The sequence below is a fragment of the Hyunsoonleella aestuarii genome, assembly GCF_006148925.1.
Classification (GTDB): Bacteria; Bacteroidota; Bacteroidia; order Flavobacteriales; family Flavobacteriaceae; genus Algibacter_D; species Algibacter_D aestuarii.
Genome location: NZ_VAWB01000001.1, coordinates 130,001 through 145,749, shown reverse-complemented (window position 1 = coordinate 145,749; position 15,749 = coordinate 130,001). Strand labels below are relative to the sequence as shown.

At 34.7% G+C, this 15,749-nt stretch carries 14 protein-coding genes and 1 rRNA gene (1 of these 15 cut by a window edge); 8 read left to right on the top strand and 7 right to left on the bottom strand.

The genetic code is table 11. The features are described from left to right. Positions 1-14: 14 nt before the first annotated feature. Positions 15-860, bottom strand: a complete 846-nt coding sequence (locus tag FEF17_RS00720; RefSeq protein ID WP_139000447.1) for a transketolase — start codon at positions 858-860, stop codon at positions 15-17. Between the two features lie 167 nt (positions 861-1,027). Here FEF17_RS00720 and tgt point away from each other — a divergent pair, with 167 nt between their 5' ends. The 6 genes from tgt (at position 1,028) to FEF17_RS00690 (ending at position 8,224) form a co-directional block, all read left to right on the top strand. Then, complete coding sequence (gene tgt, locus FEF17_RS00715) at positions 1,028-2,158, top strand: tRNA guanosine(34) transglycosylase Tgt (RefSeq protein ID WP_139000446.1); 1,131 nt, start codon at positions 1,028-1,030, stop codon at positions 2,156-2,158. After that, positions 2,159-3,235, top strand: a complete 1,077-nt coding sequence (locus tag FEF17_RS00710; protein WP_139000445.1) for an LptF/LptG family permease — start codon at positions 2,159-2,161, stop codon at positions 3,233-3,235. After that, positions 3,222-4,118 (top strand): DMT family transporter, encoded by an 897-nt coding sequence (locus tag FEF17_RS00705; RefSeq protein ID WP_139000444.1) that lies wholly within the window; start codon positions 3,222-3,224, stop codon positions 4,116-4,118. The genes FEF17_RS00710 and FEF17_RS00705 overlap by 14 nt, the downstream gene beginning before the upstream one ends. A 57-nt stretch (positions 4,119-4,175) precedes the next feature. After that, positions 4,176-5,129: an acetyl-CoA carboxylase carboxyltransferase subunit alpha gene (locus tag FEF17_RS00700; protein WP_139000443.1), complete on the top strand. Its 954-nt coding sequence runs from the start codon at positions 4,176-4,178 to the stop codon at positions 5,127-5,129. Between the two features lie 168 nt (positions 5,130-5,297). Next, positions 5,298-6,836 (top strand): replicative DNA helicase, encoded by a 1,539-nt coding sequence (dnaB, locus tag FEF17_RS00695; protein WP_139000442.1) that lies wholly within the window; start codon positions 5,298-5,300, stop codon positions 6,834-6,836. Positions 6,837-7,039: 203 nt separating this feature from the next. After that, positions 7,040-8,224: an asparagine synthetase B gene (locus FEF17_RS00690; protein ID WP_139002102.1), complete on the top strand. Its 1,185-nt coding sequence runs from the start codon at positions 7,040-7,042 to the stop codon at positions 8,222-8,224. 7 nt (positions 8,225-8,231) lie between these two features. Here the strand turns inward: FEF17_RS00690 and FEF17_RS00685 are convergent, their stop codons facing one another. After that, on the bottom strand, positions 8,232-8,672 hold the full coding sequence (locus tag FEF17_RS00685) for a hypothetical protein (RefSeq protein WP_139000441.1): 441 nt from the start codon (positions 8,670-8,672) through the stop codon (positions 8,232-8,234). A gap of 131 nt (positions 8,673-8,803) precedes the next feature. Between FEF17_RS00685 and FEF17_RS00680 the strand changes: the two genes are divergently transcribed. Further along, on the top strand, positions 8,804-9,226 hold the full coding sequence (locus FEF17_RS00680; protein WP_139000440.1) for a secondary thiamine-phosphate synthase enzyme YjbQ: 423 nt from the start codon (positions 8,804-8,806) through the stop codon (positions 9,224-9,226). 50 nt (positions 9,227-9,276) lie between these two features. Here FEF17_RS00680 and FEF17_RS00675 read toward each other — a convergent pair whose 3' ends face one another. The 5 genes from FEF17_RS00675 to thrS form a co-directional block, all read right to left on the bottom strand. Then, positions 9,277-10,617 carry a GntP family permease gene (locus tag FEF17_RS00675; protein WP_139000439.1) on the bottom strand — a complete coding sequence of 447 codons (1,341 nt, stop codon included), beginning with the start codon at positions 10,615-10,617 and terminating at the stop codon, positions 9,277-9,279. A gap of 175 nt (positions 10,618-10,792) precedes the next feature. Next, the gene (gene rplT, locus FEF17_RS00670) at positions 10,793-11,137 is read right to left on the bottom strand and encodes a 50S ribosomal protein L20 (protein ID WP_139000438.1); all 345 of its coding nucleotides are present in this window, start codon (positions 11,135-11,137) and stop codon (positions 10,793-10,795) included. A gap of 104 nt (positions 11,138-11,241) precedes the next feature. Then, entirely contained in the window at positions 11,242-11,439 is a 198-nt protein-coding gene (gene rpmI / locus FEF17_RS00665) for a 50S ribosomal protein L35 (protein WP_019388182.1), read from the bottom strand. Between the two features lie 93 nt (positions 11,440-11,532). Next, a complete protein-coding gene (gene infC, locus FEF17_RS00660; RefSeq protein ID WP_216629469.1) occupies positions 11,533-12,072 on the bottom strand; it encodes a translation initiation factor IF-3 in 540 nt (179 codons plus the stop codon). Positions 12,073-12,111: 39 nt separating this feature from the next. After that, positions 12,112-14,046 carry a threonine--tRNA ligase gene (thrS, locus tag FEF17_RS00655; protein ID WP_139000436.1) on the bottom strand — a complete coding sequence of 645 codons (1,935 nt, stop codon included), beginning with the start codon at positions 14,044-14,046 and terminating at the stop codon, positions 12,112-12,114. A gap of 782 nt (positions 14,047-14,828) precedes the next feature. On the opposite strand from thrS, the gene FEF17_RS00650 reads away from it, so the two are divergent. Next, a 16S ribosomal RNA gene (locus FEF17_RS00650) occupies positions 14,829-15,749 on the top strand; it runs 599 nt beyond the window's last position.

Below are 15,749 nucleotides of genomic sequence, written 5' to 3'. Positions count from 1 at the left end.
GTTTAAGTAAGTGGTTAGTAGTCTCCTAAAGTTTCTGTGTTTTGTTCAAGTCCAATTGCCAATTGTTCGTCATTTGGTGCCTTACCATGCCACGCGTGAGTATGCATCATAAAGTCAACACCATTACCCATTACTGTTTTTAGTAATACGCATACAGGTTTTCCTTGACCGGTATTGGATTTTGCTTCGGCCATTCCATTTAAAATAGCTTCTAAATTATTTCCTTCTTCAATCTCTAAAACAGTCCATCCAAAGGCTTCAAATTTACCTTTTATACTGCCCATTGGTAAAACATCATCAGTGGAGCCATCAATTTGTTGACCATTTAAATCGATAGTTGAAATTAGATTGTCCACTTTCTTTGCAGAAGCATACATAATCGCTTCCCAGTTTTGACCTTCTTGTAATTCGCCATCACCGTGCAATGAATAAATTATATGACCATCTCCATTCAGTTTTTTTGCTTGAGCAGCACCAATAGCAACAGACATACCCTGACCTAAAGAACCCGATGCAATTCTTACTCCAGGTAAACCTTCATGAGTTGTTGGATGCCCTTGTAGGCGTGAATCAATAAGTCTAAATGTGTTTAATTCTTCTACAGGAAAATATCCAGATCTTGCCAAAACACTATAAAAAACTGGAGAAATATGACCATTTGATAAAAAGAAAAGGTCTTCACCAATACCATTCATATCAAAACTGTCATTTCTGTCCATAATCTCGTTATACAAGGCCACAAAAAATTCTGCACAACCTAGGGAACCTCCTGGGTGGCCAGAATTAACTTTGTGAACCATTCGTAAAATATCTCTACGAACTTGGGTAGTTAAATCTTCTAATTGTTTAATGTTTGGCATGTTTTAAATCTTAAATTTTCAGCCACAAAAGTAAAGTTTTAAATAGACTTTTAGAAAGAGTTTTTTGGCATTTATTAACGATTTATAACCTTTTGCTAACAATTTTGATTTTATTAAGAAGTACATCACATATAGTTAATTATATTTGCCACCGATGATTTTTGTATATGATATTTGAATTAAAAGGGACAGATCCGAAAAGTAAGGCCAGAGCTGGAAGTATTACCACAGATCATGGTGTTATTGAAACACCAATATTTATGCCAGTAGGCACCGTAGCTACTGTTAAAGGGGTACATCAAAGAGAACTTAAAAGCGATATTAATCCCGATATAATTCTTGGGAATACGTACCACTTATATTTAAAACCTCAAACTAATATTTTAGAGAAAGCAGGTGGACTTCACAAATTCATGAATTGGGATAGAAATATTTTGACTGATTCGGGAGGTTATCAGGTGTATTCTTTATCAGCAAATAGAAAGATAAAAGAGGAAGGTGTGAAGTTTAAATCTCATATTGATGGAAGTTATCATGTTTTTACACCAGAAAATGTGATGGAAATACAGCGGAGCATTGGAGCTGATATTATTATGGCTTTTGATGAATGCACGCCATATCCTTGTGATTATAATTATGCCAAAAGGTCGATGCATATGACGCATCGGTGGTTGGATAGATGTATTAATCATCTTGAAAAAACACCATTAAAATACAATTATAACCAAACATTTTTTCCGATTGTTCAAGGAAGTACTTATAAAGATTTACGTCAACAATCAGCTGAATATATAGCTAATGCAGGAGCCTTAGGTAATGCTATTGGAGGTTTATCTGTGGGTGAACCTGCGGAAGAAATGTATGCGATGACCGATGTGGTATGTAATATTTTACCAGAGGATAAACCAAGGTATTTAATGGGAGTGGGAACACCAATCAATATTTTAGAAAATATTTCGTTAGGTATTGATATGTTTGACTGTGTGATGCCCACAAGAAATGCAAGAAATGGGATGCTGTTTACTGCACATGGAACCATAAACATTAAAAACTTGAAATGGGCTGATGATTTTTCACCTGTGGACGAAATGGGTATTACGTTTGTTGATACAGATTATAGTAAAGCCTATTTACGTCACCTTTTTACTGTAAATGAAAGACTAGGCGGGCAGATAGCAACCATTCATAATTTAGGATTTTACCTTTGGTTGGTTCGGGAAGCAAGAAAGCATATATTAGCTGGAGACTTTAGATCTTGGAAGGACAAAATGGTTAAACAAATGGATAAACGTTTATAAGTGAAGATATTAGATTGGTACATACTTAAACGCTATCTGTTCACATTTTTTATGATGTTGTTACTGTTTATTCCAATTGGGATTACAGTCCATCTCGCCGAGAAAATTGGAAAAATTTTAGAAAATGAAGTTCCTTTTGGAGAGGTAATGCTTTATTTTTTAGATTTTACCATTTATTTTGCACATTTACTTTTTCCTTTATTTCTTTTTTTATCGGTTATTTGGTTCACATCAAAGTTTGCAAACAACACTGAAGTTATCGCTTTTTTAAGTTCGGGTGTATCTTTTTCACGTTTCCTTAGACCTTATATGATAGGTGCTTTTTTTGTGTCTATTTTAGCCATTGTATTGGGCTTATATTTAGCGCCAAAGGCAAGCCAAGGATTTAACGATTTTAGTTATAAATATTTAAAACGAGGAAGGAGCGCCGTTGAAAATAAAAATGTCTACCGTCAAATTAATGATAATGACTTTATTTATGTAAGTAGTTTTGATATTAAGAATAATCAAGGGAGTAATTTCACATTGGAGCATATTGTAGATAATAAATTAGTATACAAGATTAATGCCACCAGTATTCGATATATTGAAAAAGATACCACTTACCGTTTAACTAATTATTCAAAAAGAATCGTAGGTGAGATTGAAGATGAGATAGAAGTACTTCGAAGAAAAGATACTTTGTTTTCATTTGATGTAGATGATTTAACTCCAGTAATTTATATAGCTGAAACTTTAGGATATGGAGAATTGAATGACTTCATTAAAAAAGAAGAGTTGCGCGGTTCATCAAATATAGGACGTTATAAGTTGGTCAAATACCGTAAATGGAGTTTACCAGTTTCTATTTTTATACTAACTATTATAGCAGTTGCTGTTTCTTCAATTAAAAGACGTGGGGGTATGGGAGTCAATTTAGCTGTTGGCATTTGCATCGCGATGGTATTTGTTTTTTTCGATAAGGTATTTGGTGTTATGGCAGAACAGTCCGACTTTCCACCAATTATAGCTGTTTGGTTTCCTAATATCATTTTTGGTATTTTAGCTTCATACCTCTTATATAATGCCAAACGCTAAGATTAGAAATTATTTACACTTACATTTTTTAGTATTCATTGCAGGATTCACGGCCATTTTAGGTGAACTTATTTCAATAAAGGCTGTGCCACTAGTCTGGTTTCGTATGGTAATGGCAGCAATTTTGATGTTAGGGTATATTAAAATTGCTGGAGTAAAATTAAAGGCTTCTCCAAAAGCAATTCTTAGATTTTCCATTGCAGGTGTCATTATAGCCTTGCACTGGATTACATTTTTTGGTGCCATAGATGTCGCAAATATTTCTATCGCACTAGCCATGTTTTCAACAGGTGCATTTTTTGCTTCATTTTTAGAGCCAATTATTCACAAACGAAGCATAATTTGGTATGAGATTATTTTTGGTGTTTTTGTAATTATAGGGGTGTTTATTATCACCCAAAGCGAAATAAAGTTTTTACTAGGGATTATTTTGGGAATTTCATCTGCTTTTTTATCATCATTATTTGCCGTTTTAAATGGCAAGTTTTTAAGACAGCATACAGCAACAGTTATTTCTTTTTACGAGTTTTTAAGTGGTGTCTTATTTATATCGCTTTACATTGCTATTTTTGGTGAAGGTTTTACTATAGATTTTTTTGAAATAAGCATGTCCGATTACGGATATCTCTTTATTTTGGCATCTGTTTGTACAGCTTACGCCTTTATCGCATCAATTTATGTTATGAAGCTTGTAAGTCCATATACAGTTGTTCTAACCTATAATTTGGAGCCTGTTTATGGAATAATAATGGCAATTCTATTGTTTCCAGAGAAAGAGAAAATGAGTAACTCGTTTTACATTGGAGCATTAATTATTATTTCTACAGTACTTTTAAATGGGATTATAAAAAACACATCTGCTGTAAAAAGAAAGAATACATAAACGTTAAACCTAATTAAAGTTTTTATATTTGTATGCTAACTAAAATCAAAAATTCTTATGGAATATTTAGAATTTGAACTTCCAATAAAAGAGCTTGAAGACCAGCTTCAAAAATGCAAAATAATAGGAGAAGAGAGTGAAGTAGATGTTACTGAAACCTGTGCTCAAATAGAGAAAAAACTTTCGGCAGCCAAAAAGGATATATACAAAAACTTAACACCATGGCAACGTGTTCAATTATCTAGGCATCCAAACAGGCCGTATACGTTAGATTATATTAGAGCTATTTGCGGCGATACTTTTTTAGAACTTCATGGAGACCGAAGTTTTAAGGATGATAAGGCTATGATTGGTGGTTTAGGAAAGATAGGCGACCAAAGTTTCATGTTTATTGGACAACAAAAAGGTTATAATACCAAAACAAGACAATATAGAAATTTTGGTATGGCTAATCCAGAAGGTTACAGAAAAGCATTGAGGCTTATGAAGTCTGCCGAAAAGTTTGGAATCCCTGTGGTGACCATTTTAGATACGCCTGGAGCTTATCCAGGTTTAGAAGCTGAAGAACGCGGACAAGGAGAAGCAATTGCTAGGAATATTCTTGAGATGACTCGCCTAAAAGTACCAATTGTAACTGTGGTTATTGGAGAAGGAGCTTCGGGAGGTGCTTTAGGTATTGGGGTTGGAGATAAGGTTTTAATGCTGGAAAACACTTGGTATTCTGTTATTTCACCAGAATCGTGTTCATCTATTCTGTGGCGTAGTTGGGAATATAAAGAGCAAGCGGCAGAGGCATTAAAGTTAACAGCTTCTGATATGAAAAAACTTAAACTTGTAGACGAAATTATAAAAGAGCCTGCAGGCGGAGCACATAGAGATCGAGAAAAAACTTTTAAATTAGTCAGTAATGCGATTGTTAAATCTTTTGAGGACTTTAAAAACTTATCACCAGAAGATTTAGTATCAAATCGTATGAATAAATATTTAGAAATGGGAGTCTTTAAGGGTTAATTCATTTAAAATCATATCATAGTAAAATCTGAAGTTTATAGCTTCAGATTTTTTTATGGTTATTGACAATATTATTAAGTTATTAACAGTTAAATTGTTAACTCTTGGTTGACAATAGAAAATCGATATTAACATTGAAAATATTTCTTTTTAATTACTTTCGTAGATATGAAACAACCTAACCAAATTCAAGGCTATAAAGTCGATAAAAGTACCATTATAAATTTAGAGAAAGGTAAAATACCACCTCAAGCACTTGATTTAGAGGAGGTTGTGTTGGGCGCAATGATGATTGATAAAAAGGGGGTTGACGAAGTTATCGATATTTTAAGCCCAGAAGCGTTTTATAAAGAAGCACATCAGCATATATTTGAAGCTGTTTTTCAACTGTTTGAAAACAGCGAACCTATTGACTTATTAACTGTTTCGAGTCAATTAAAGAAGAATGCTAAGCTAGAAATGGTCGGTGGTGATTTTTATCTTATTTCCCTCACTCAAAAAGTATCTTCATCTGCACATATCGAGTTTCATGCGCGCATTATTTTGCAAAAATTTATTCAACGCAGTTTAATTAAAATCTCAAGCGAAATCATTGAAGATTCCTACGATGAAACGAAGGATGTATTCGATTTATTAGACAAAGCAGAAGCCAAACTTTATGAAGTAACCCAAGGGAATATTAAGAAATCGAGTGAGACAGCTCAAGATTTAGTTATTCAGGCGAAAAAAAAGATTGAAGAAATTTCTAATAAAGAAGGTTTAAGCGGTATTCCAACCGGATTTAACAAGCTTGATAAATTAACTTCAGGATGGCAGCCATCCGATTTAATTATTGTAGCCGCTCGTCCTGGTATGGGTAAAACGGCATTAACACTTTCGATGGCAAGAAACATTGCAGTAGATCAAAATATACCAGTTGCATTTTTCTCTTTAGAGATGGCATCAGTGCAATTAATTACTCGATTAATTTCAAGCGAAACCGGATTGTCTTCGGAAAAACTTAGAACTGGTAAATTAGAGAAGCATGAGTGGGAGCAACTTAATGTAAAAGTTAAAGGCTTAGAAAAAGCACCTCTTTTTATTGATGATACGCCGTCTTTATCTATTTTTGATTTACGAGCTAAGGCGAGACGTTTGTCATCACAACATGGCATAAAGCTTATAATGATTGATTACTTGCAATTAATGACAGGTGGTAGCAGTCATTCAGGAAACAGGGAGCAAGAAATATCGATGATTTCAAGAAACTTAAAAGCCTTAGCTAAGGAGTTGAATGTTCCTGTAATAGCCTTGTCACAGCTATCTCGTGCGGTTGAAACACGTGGAGGAAGTAAGCGTCCGTTATTATCAGATTTACGTGAATCTGGAGCAATTGAACAAGATGCTGATATTGTGAGTTTTATATACAGACCAGAATATTATAAAATTGATGAGTGGGATGATGATGAACGATCACCTACAGAAGGGCAAGCGGAATTTATTGTAGCTAAACATAGAAATGGTGGGTTAGATAATATTCGTTTAAAGTTTATTGGCCATCTCGGGAAGTTTGACAATTTGGATGATTTTGATTCGCCTTTTGAGTTTCATTCTAAAATGAATGCTGCGGCTAATGATGATACTTTTAAAGCAGATACTTTTAAAGCAAGTCCGGATGAAGCTTTTGGAAGCTCTTTTAATGATGATAATGATGATGTTCCTTTTTAAAGTCTTAAGTAATTGAATATATAATAACTCTGAATCCAGATTTTAAGTCTGGATTTTTTGTATCGATATAATTTAAACTCATGTTAAACATCAGTAAATAAAAGTATTTTTTGAGTATCTTTCGATCTATGAAGAAGACATTTTCCATTCTATTATTTTTCTTTTTGTCGGTTAATGTTTTTGCATCCTACATATTACTTCCTATGGATGTAAAGAGCCAGAAGAATCATTTAAAGGCCTATGGTATTACCTATTGGACACTAAATAAACAATTAAAAGTCAAGTGGTTACTAAACTATCGGGGTGGGTCATTTTTGTTACCCGATATCGAAGAGATTCAAAGGGAATGTCAAATTCGTGGCGTATCGTTCGAAGTAATTTCCAATGCGCATGCAGAAAGCATTTTAGAAGATATTAGTAGTCCTAGTCAAAATATGGAGGCAGTAGTTCTAGAGAAAGCTCCAAAAATTGCAGTTTACACACCAAACGGTAATTTACCATGGGATGATGCAGTAACAATGGTTTTGCAATATGCCGAAATCCCGTATGAAACTGTTTACGACGAAGAAGTACTTAATGATGGACTTTTATTATATGATTGGCTGCATTTACATCATGAGGATTTTACGGGGCAGTATGGTAAATTTTATGGAGCATATAGAGCAACATCGTGGTATATTCAAGAAAAAAAAGAAGCTGAAGCCCTAGCAACTAAGCTAGGGTATAATAAAGTATCTCAGGAAAAGTTGGATGTTGCTTTAAAAATTCGTGACTATGTTGTAGGTGGCGGGTTTATGTTTGCCATGTGCAGCGCCACAGATAGTTTCGATATTGCATTATCAGCAGAGGGTATAGATATTTGCGAGCCCATGTTTGATGGTGATGGTAGTGATCCTGGTTACCAAAATAAAATCGACTATAGTAGAACGTTTGCATTCAAGGATTATATATTGGAACGAAGCCCAATTATATATGAGTTCTCGTCAATAGATATGACTAGAAAGCGTAGAATTCCAAAAACAACAGATTATTTTTCTTTAATGGAGTTTTCGGCAAAATGGGATCCTATTCCAACCATGTTATGTCAAAATCATACAGCTTTGGTAAAAGGTTTTATGGGGCAAACAACATCTTTTACGAGAGACGAAATAAAGTCTAATGTATTAATAATGGGTGAGAACAAGGCTAATGGAGAAGCCAAATACATTCATGGCATAAAAGGCAAAGGCTTTTTTACTTTTTATGGCGGGCATGATCCTGAGGATTATCAGCATAGAGTGGGAGATTCAAAAACGGAATTAGATTTGCATCCCACTTCACCAGGATATCGCTTAATACTTAATAATGTTCTTTTTCCAGCAGCTCGAAAAAAGAAACAAAAAACTTAAACTAGCATTATTCTGCTACTACAACGCGTTGAAAGGTATAAACAAAACCATCCGCGCCAGACCCCATGGTCGTCTCGTTTTGGTCTATCACTAGCACGTTTTGAGAATCTAAATAAATTTCACCAAAGTCTTGATTGTCGATTATTAAAATCTCTTTTGTATCAAAAGCGGTAGTTTCATATGAATAAACACCTGAATTTAAACCATCTTGCTTAGTGTCATCCGTATTATTATTTTCAACGGTTATTTCGTTATTATCCTCATCAAACGACCAGATAACAGTATCTAATTCAAATTGATTGTCAACACCAGCAATACCGCCAGTAACCCTTGCTAGATGCCAGAAGCTTCTAAAAGTCTGATATTGGGCACTATTTGATTCGTCATCTAGAGAACAACTGCTAAATAACATTAAAAATGTTATTGCGATAACTATTTTATTTTTCATGTTATACAGTTTGCTTTATTTTAAAGATGTTTGAACTTTATGATGGTTGCGTAAAATTCATAAAAGAATTAGAATCAATAAAGTTACATATGTTTATCTTATTTTTGATTGTACTACTTAATTGAATAGATATGAAATTCTACCAAAAACAAATTAAATTAGATCCATACATAAGAGGGTTTCATTTAATAACCGATTGCATTTTAAAGGCTATTCCTGAAATTAAAGAAATAAAAATAGGGCAGCTACAAGTATTTATAAAACATACATCTGCGAGTTTAACTATTAATGAAAATGCTGATTGTACAGTAAGATTGGATTTTGAAAGTTACTTTAATAAAATGGTTCCAGAAAACGCACCATATTATAAGCATACATATGAAGGGTCTGATGATATGCCAGCACATATAAAAGCATCACTATTAGGAGCTTCAATTCAAATACCAATATCTAATGGTAAATTAAACTTAGGGATTTGGCAAGGAGTTTACCTATGCGAACACCGCAATAATGGTGGTTCTCGAGGTTTAGTTGTAACTGCTTTTGGAGATTAAATTAGTTAAACCTGATACATATAGCATATTATTTAATAAGGTTTTGATAACTAGGTAATTGCACTAATAATAAGAGTTGTGGTAAAACCTGTAAATGCTAGAAGAGTGGTCATTACTGTCCAAGATTTAAAGGTTTGTTTTTCGGTCAACCCTAAATATTGGCTCACTAACCAAAAACCACTGTCATTTACATGTGATAAAATGGCGGCCCCTGAAGCAATTGCAATTACAATGGTGGCTAACTCTAAATTGCTATAATCCCCTAAAACTAGAATTGGTGAGACTAATCCTGCAGCTGTTATCATTGCTACAGTAGTAGATCCTTGTATAATTCTTATTATTGCAGCGGTTATAAACGCAAAAACTATTGTAGGCAAGCCTAAGTTAGTCATAAGTTCTGCAATAGCCAATCCTGCGCCCGAATCTACAAGTACCTGTTTAAAAACACCTCCTGCTCCAGTTAATAGTATGATTGTACCTGCTGGAGCTAGAGATTTTGAAGATATTTTAAGAAGCTCATCTTTTGAATAATTTTTTCGAATACCTAAAAAATACCACGCAAGTAAATTAGCTATTATCAAAGCAATAAAAGGATGACCTAAGAATTTAAAAACGGTTGTAAGAGTTGCATTTTGTTCTGTAAAAGCAGGAAATGCATTAATAGATGTATTTAAAAGAATTAAGGCAATAGGAATGAATATTATCGATAAAACTATAGCCACAGGTGGTAAATCTATATCGCTTTCAATGGGATTATTCAATTTGGGAGCTTCTATATGAATTCTTTTAGATATGAATTTACCAAATATTAAGCCGCTAATAATAACAGTAGGAATACCACATATGAAGCCAACTAAAATCACCCAACCCAAAGGAACATTTATTATGTCGGCAACTGCAACAGGTCCAGGAGTAGGAGGTATAAACGCATGTGTAGTTCCTAAACCTGCCAATAATGGAATGGCATAAAGTAGTAATGACTTTTTAGTTTTTCTCTGAAGCGCATAAATTACGGGTACTAAAATGATAAAAGCGACATCGAAAAAAACAGGAATGGCAATTATAAAACCAGATAGCATTAATGCAGACGGTGAGCGATTAATTCCAAATTTTTTTATCATAAAGTTTACTATAGCAACAGTACCATTAGAATGTTCTAAGATTGCTCCCAAAATTGCTCCCAAGCCAACAACAGTGGCTACGAAACCAAGTGTTCCAGCCATACCATTTTGAATGGTATTAATAACATCATGAGCATTTAGACCAGCAAGTAAACCAACAACAATACTTGCAATCAATAAAGAAATAAAAGCATGAATTCTAAAATAGAGAACAAGGATCAGGAGTAAAGCGATTCCAACTATAACAGATAGTATAAGAGATGTTGTCATAACACATTAATTATTATTTTTCAAAGCTAAAATGAATCTAAGTTATTTAATTTAGAATTGTGCCTGATTATTTATAGTAGGGCAATTAAAGGGAAATAATTAACATAAAAAAATCCGACTCTTTCGAATCGGATTTTATTAAGCGAATAATATGTTTTACAATAGGCTAAGCGCCTTATTTTACTTTATCTACAACTGCTTTAAAAGCATTTGGGTTATTCATAGCTAAATCTGCTAAAACCTTACGGTTTAATTCAATGTCATTAGCTTTTAATTTCCCCATAAATTGAGAATAAGATAAACCATGTTCTCTGGCACCTGCGTTGATACGCGTGATCCATAAAGCACGGAATGTTCTTTTTTTGTTTCTACGGTCTCTGTACGAATATTGCATCGCCTTATCAACCGCATTTTTTGCTACTGTCCAAACGTTTTTACGTCTTCCAAAGTAACCTTTTGCTTGTTTTAGAACCTTTTTTCTTCTGGCTCTTTTTGCTACAGAATTTACTGATCTTGGCATAATTTTAATTGTTTTTTGTAGTAGGCGGCCGAAAATCGACACTTGCTAAATTGTTTTGCCTAACTCCAGGGTTTATAAATTGTTTTAACCGATTAAAACATGTGTTACTTTAAACGCAACATAGTTTTAATATTGTCTTCGTCAGCCTTATGCACTAATGTGTCATGAGTTAACGCAAGCTTACGCTTTTTGGACTTCTTTGTTAAGATGTGACTCTTAAAAGCGTGCTTTCTTTTAATTTTACCAGTACCTGTTAACTTAAAGCGTTTTTTGGCACTAGATTTTGTTTTCATTTTAGGCATTTCTTTTCCTAGTTTTAATTACTTCGCTTAATTATTTTTCTGCTGAATTCGATTCAGCATCTTATTATTTATAACTTAATTATTCTCGTTAATTTACTTCTTTGGTGCAATAAACATGGTCATGCGTTTACCTTCAAGTCTTGGCATTTGTTCAACTTTACCAAACTCTTCAAGGTCTTGAGCTAAACGTAACAATAAAATATGTCCTTGCTCTTTAAATATAATCGAACGTCCTTTAAAAAACACAAAAGCTTTAAGTTTTGCACCTTCTTTTAAGAACTTTTCGGCATGCTTCTTTTTGAAATCATAATCATGGTCATCTGTTTGTGGACCAAAACGAATTTCTTTAATAATAACTTTAGTAGCCTTAGCTTTTAAAGCCTTATCACGTTTCTTTTGTTCATAAAGAAACTTTTTGTAATCCATAATTTTACAAACAGGAGGAGCTGCATTAGGCGAAATTTCAACAAGATCTAAACCTTGTTCATCTGCCATTTTTATAGCATCTCTTGTTGAGTACACACCCATTTCAACGTTATCACCTACAAGGCGAACATTTGGAGCTGTAATCTTAGAGTTAATCTTGTGTTTATCCTCTTGTGAAACCCTTCTGGGTTGTTGTCTTCTACGAATTGCTATGGTTTCTTTTTTTTAAATTAAACTTATTTATTCTTAAAACGATTTAAGCGTTTTCTTTATATCTTCTTTTATTATTTCAGAGAAAGCTTCTACAGAAATCATTCCTAAATCTGCTCCACCATGCTGACGCACACTGATTTTACCTTCTTTTTCTTCTTGCTCCCCAATAATGAGCATATAAGGGTGTTTTTGCATCTCGGCTTCCCGAATTTTCTTCCCTATAGTCTCGTTTCTATGGTCTACAAGGGCGCGAATTTCGTCATTTTCTAGCAAATTTAAAACTTTTTCAGAGTATTTTTCATATTTCTCACTAATTGACAAAATTATTGCCTGAGTAGGCATTAACCAAAGAGGAAAATTACCTCCGGTATGTTCAAGTAATAAAGCGACAAAACGTTCCATACTACCAAAAGGAGCACGGTGTATCATTATTGGTCTGTGTAATTCATTATCACTACCCTTATAAGTTAAATCAAACCGCTCTGGTAATGTGTAATCTACTTGAATAGTTCCCAATTGCCATTGTCTTCCCAAGGCATCTTTCACCATAAAGTCTAGTTTCGGTCCATAAAAAGCGGCTTCACCGGTTTCAATCACAAAATCTAAACCTTTATCTTCGGCAGCATTTATAATAGCTTGTTCCGCTTTTTCCCAATTCTCTACATCACCAATATATTTGTCAGGATTTTCGGGATCCCTTACAGAAACCTGAGCAGTAAAGTTCTCAAAACCTAAAGAGCCAAATACATATAGAACTAAATCTATAACATCTTTAAATTCTTTATCTAATTGTTCTGGAGCACAAAACAAGTGAGCGTCATCTTGAGTAAATCCTCTAACGCGAGTTAAGCCATGGAGTTCGCCACTTTGTTCGTATCTATAAACGGTACCAAATTCAGCAAAGCGTTTAGGTAAGTCTTTATAACTCCATTGTGATGCTTTATAGATTTCACAATGATGCGGACAATTCATAGGTTTCAATAAGAACTCTTCATCATCTTTGGGTGTAGTAATAGGTTGAAAACTATCCTCACCATATTTGGCATAATGTCCAGAAGTAACATATAAGTCTTTATGGCCAATGTGAGGGGTCACTACCATTTCATACCCAGCTTTTTTTTGTGCGGCTTTCAAAAAGTTTTCTAAGCGCTCACGTAAAGCAGCACCTTTGGGTAACCACAATGGTAGTCCTTGTCCAACTTTTTGAGAAAAAGTAAATAACTCTAGTTCTTTACCAAGCTTTCTATGGTCACGTTTTTTAGCCTCTTCCAATAAATGTAAGTATTCAGTAAGCTCCTTTTGCTTAGGAAAAGAAATCCCGTAAATACGTGTTAGTTGGGGATTGTTTTCATCACCTCGCCAATATGCGCCGGCAGCACTCATTACTTTAACTGATTTTATAATGCCAGTATTAGGGATATGCCCACCACGACATAAATCCGTAAACGTACTATGGTCGCAAAACGTAATCGTACCATCTTCAAGATTCTCAATCAATTCTGTTTTATACTCATTATCCTTATATAAATCTAAAGCCTCGGCCTTAGAAACAGATCTCATTTTAAAATCATGCTTACCACGAGCAATCTCTAACATTTTATCTTCTATACTCTTAAAGTCTTTTTCAGAAACAATTTGCTCTCCAAAATCGACATCGTAGTAAAATCCATTTTCAATTGCTGGACCAATGGTAAGTTTAGCTCCAGGATACAATTCTTCGAGCGCTTGCGCCAATACGTGTGCCGAAGAATGCCAAAACGCTTGCTTCCCTTTATCATCTCTCCAGGTATGTAAAACCAGTGAACCATCTGTTGTCAAAGGTGTTACAGTTTCAACAGTAGCACCTTTAAAACTAGCCGAAATAACATTTCTAGCCAAACCTTCACTAATGCTTTTTGCAACATCCATTGGTGTAGCACCTTTTTCAAACGCTTTCACACTGCCATCGGGCAAAGTAATCTGTATCATCAAATCAAATTAAAAATAGGGTGCAAAGATAATAGTATAAACAAATCCACACAATATATATATAGGTATAATTTTTATTAGCTCATTTCCCTATGGTGTCAGTTCTAGGAGTGAGGGATGCAACAAACACATATATCATGTAACGGGTATAATATATAATTATTAGAGCCATAAAAAGGATGTCACTACTATTCCTAACTTGTGGGATTGTTATTTAATTATTTAGATTGATATATTATGTCATTAAGTTTAGGATAATTTGTTATAGAGTATTAATAGAAGTTTAGAGGGGTTTTATTATTGTATTAGCAATAATGATTTAGTGATATTATTAAAAAAAATGAGTTTATAAATAGCAGATATCAAGGCAGTTAATGCGAGGATTAAAGAAAGATAAAAAAAAGGCAAAAAAAGTTATTGTTGAAAGAGAAATAGGTATTATGTTTGCACCCGCAAAAACGGGTTAAGAAGTTTTTGTATTTAGTTCATATACTTGGTAATTTTTAAGAGAGATTGGAGAGATTAGAATTTTTCTAAAAAAAAGATTTAAAAAGTATTGTGGGTAAAAAAAAAGGGTTTTATATTTGCACCCGCTTTGGGAGGAAAGTCTTAAAGTAAAGAAAAAAGAAGTTCATAAACATATTGAATTGACAGCGTAAAATTTTTACTGGAAACGGTAAGAATTAACAAAGAGAATAGACCATTTTGAGTACTAGAGATTCTAATTAGTTGTTAAAAGTTGTTGCATTGTATTTATATATGATAGTGACACACAAAAATTAACGATGAAGAGTTTGATCCTGGCTCAGGATGAACGCTAGCGGCAGGCCTAACACATGCAAGTCGAGGGGTAACAGAGAGTGCTTGCACTTTGCTGACGACCGGCGCACGGGTGCGTAACGCGTATACAATCTACCTTGTACTGGGGGATAGCCTTTAGAAATGAAGATTAACACCCCATAGTATGTCGACCTCGCATGGGGATGACATTAAAGGTTACGGTACAAGATGAGTATGCGTCCTATTAGCTAGATGGTGTGGTAACGGCACACCATGGCAACGATAGGTAGGGGCCCTGAGAGGGGGATCCCCCACACTGGTACTGAGACACGGACCAGACTCCTACGGGAGGCAGCAGTGAGGAATATTGGACAATGGAGGCAACTCTGATCCAGCCATGCCGCGTGCAGGAAGACTGCCCTATGGGTTGTAAACTGCTTTTATACAGGAAGAAACCGCTCTACGTGTAGAGCTCTGACGGTACTGTAAGAATAAGGATCGGCTAACTCCGTGCCAGCAGCCGCGGTAATACGGAGGATCCAAGCGTTATCCGGAATCATTGGGTTTAAAGGGTCCGTAGGTGGATAATTAAGTCAGAGGTGAAAGTTTGCAGCTTAACTGTAAAATTGCCTTTGATACTGGTTATCTTGAATCATTGTGAAGTGGTTAGAATATGTAGTGTAGCGGTGAAATGCATAGATATTACATAGAATACCAATTGCGAAGGCAGATCACTAACAATGTATTGACACTGATGGACGAAAGCGTAGGTAGCGAACGGGATTAGATACCCCGGTAGTCTACGCCGTAAACGATGGATACTAGCTGTTGGGTTTCGGCTCAGTGGCTAAGCGAAAGTGATAAGTATCCCACCTGGGGAGTACGTTCGCAAGAATGAAACTCAAAGGAATTGACGGGGGCCC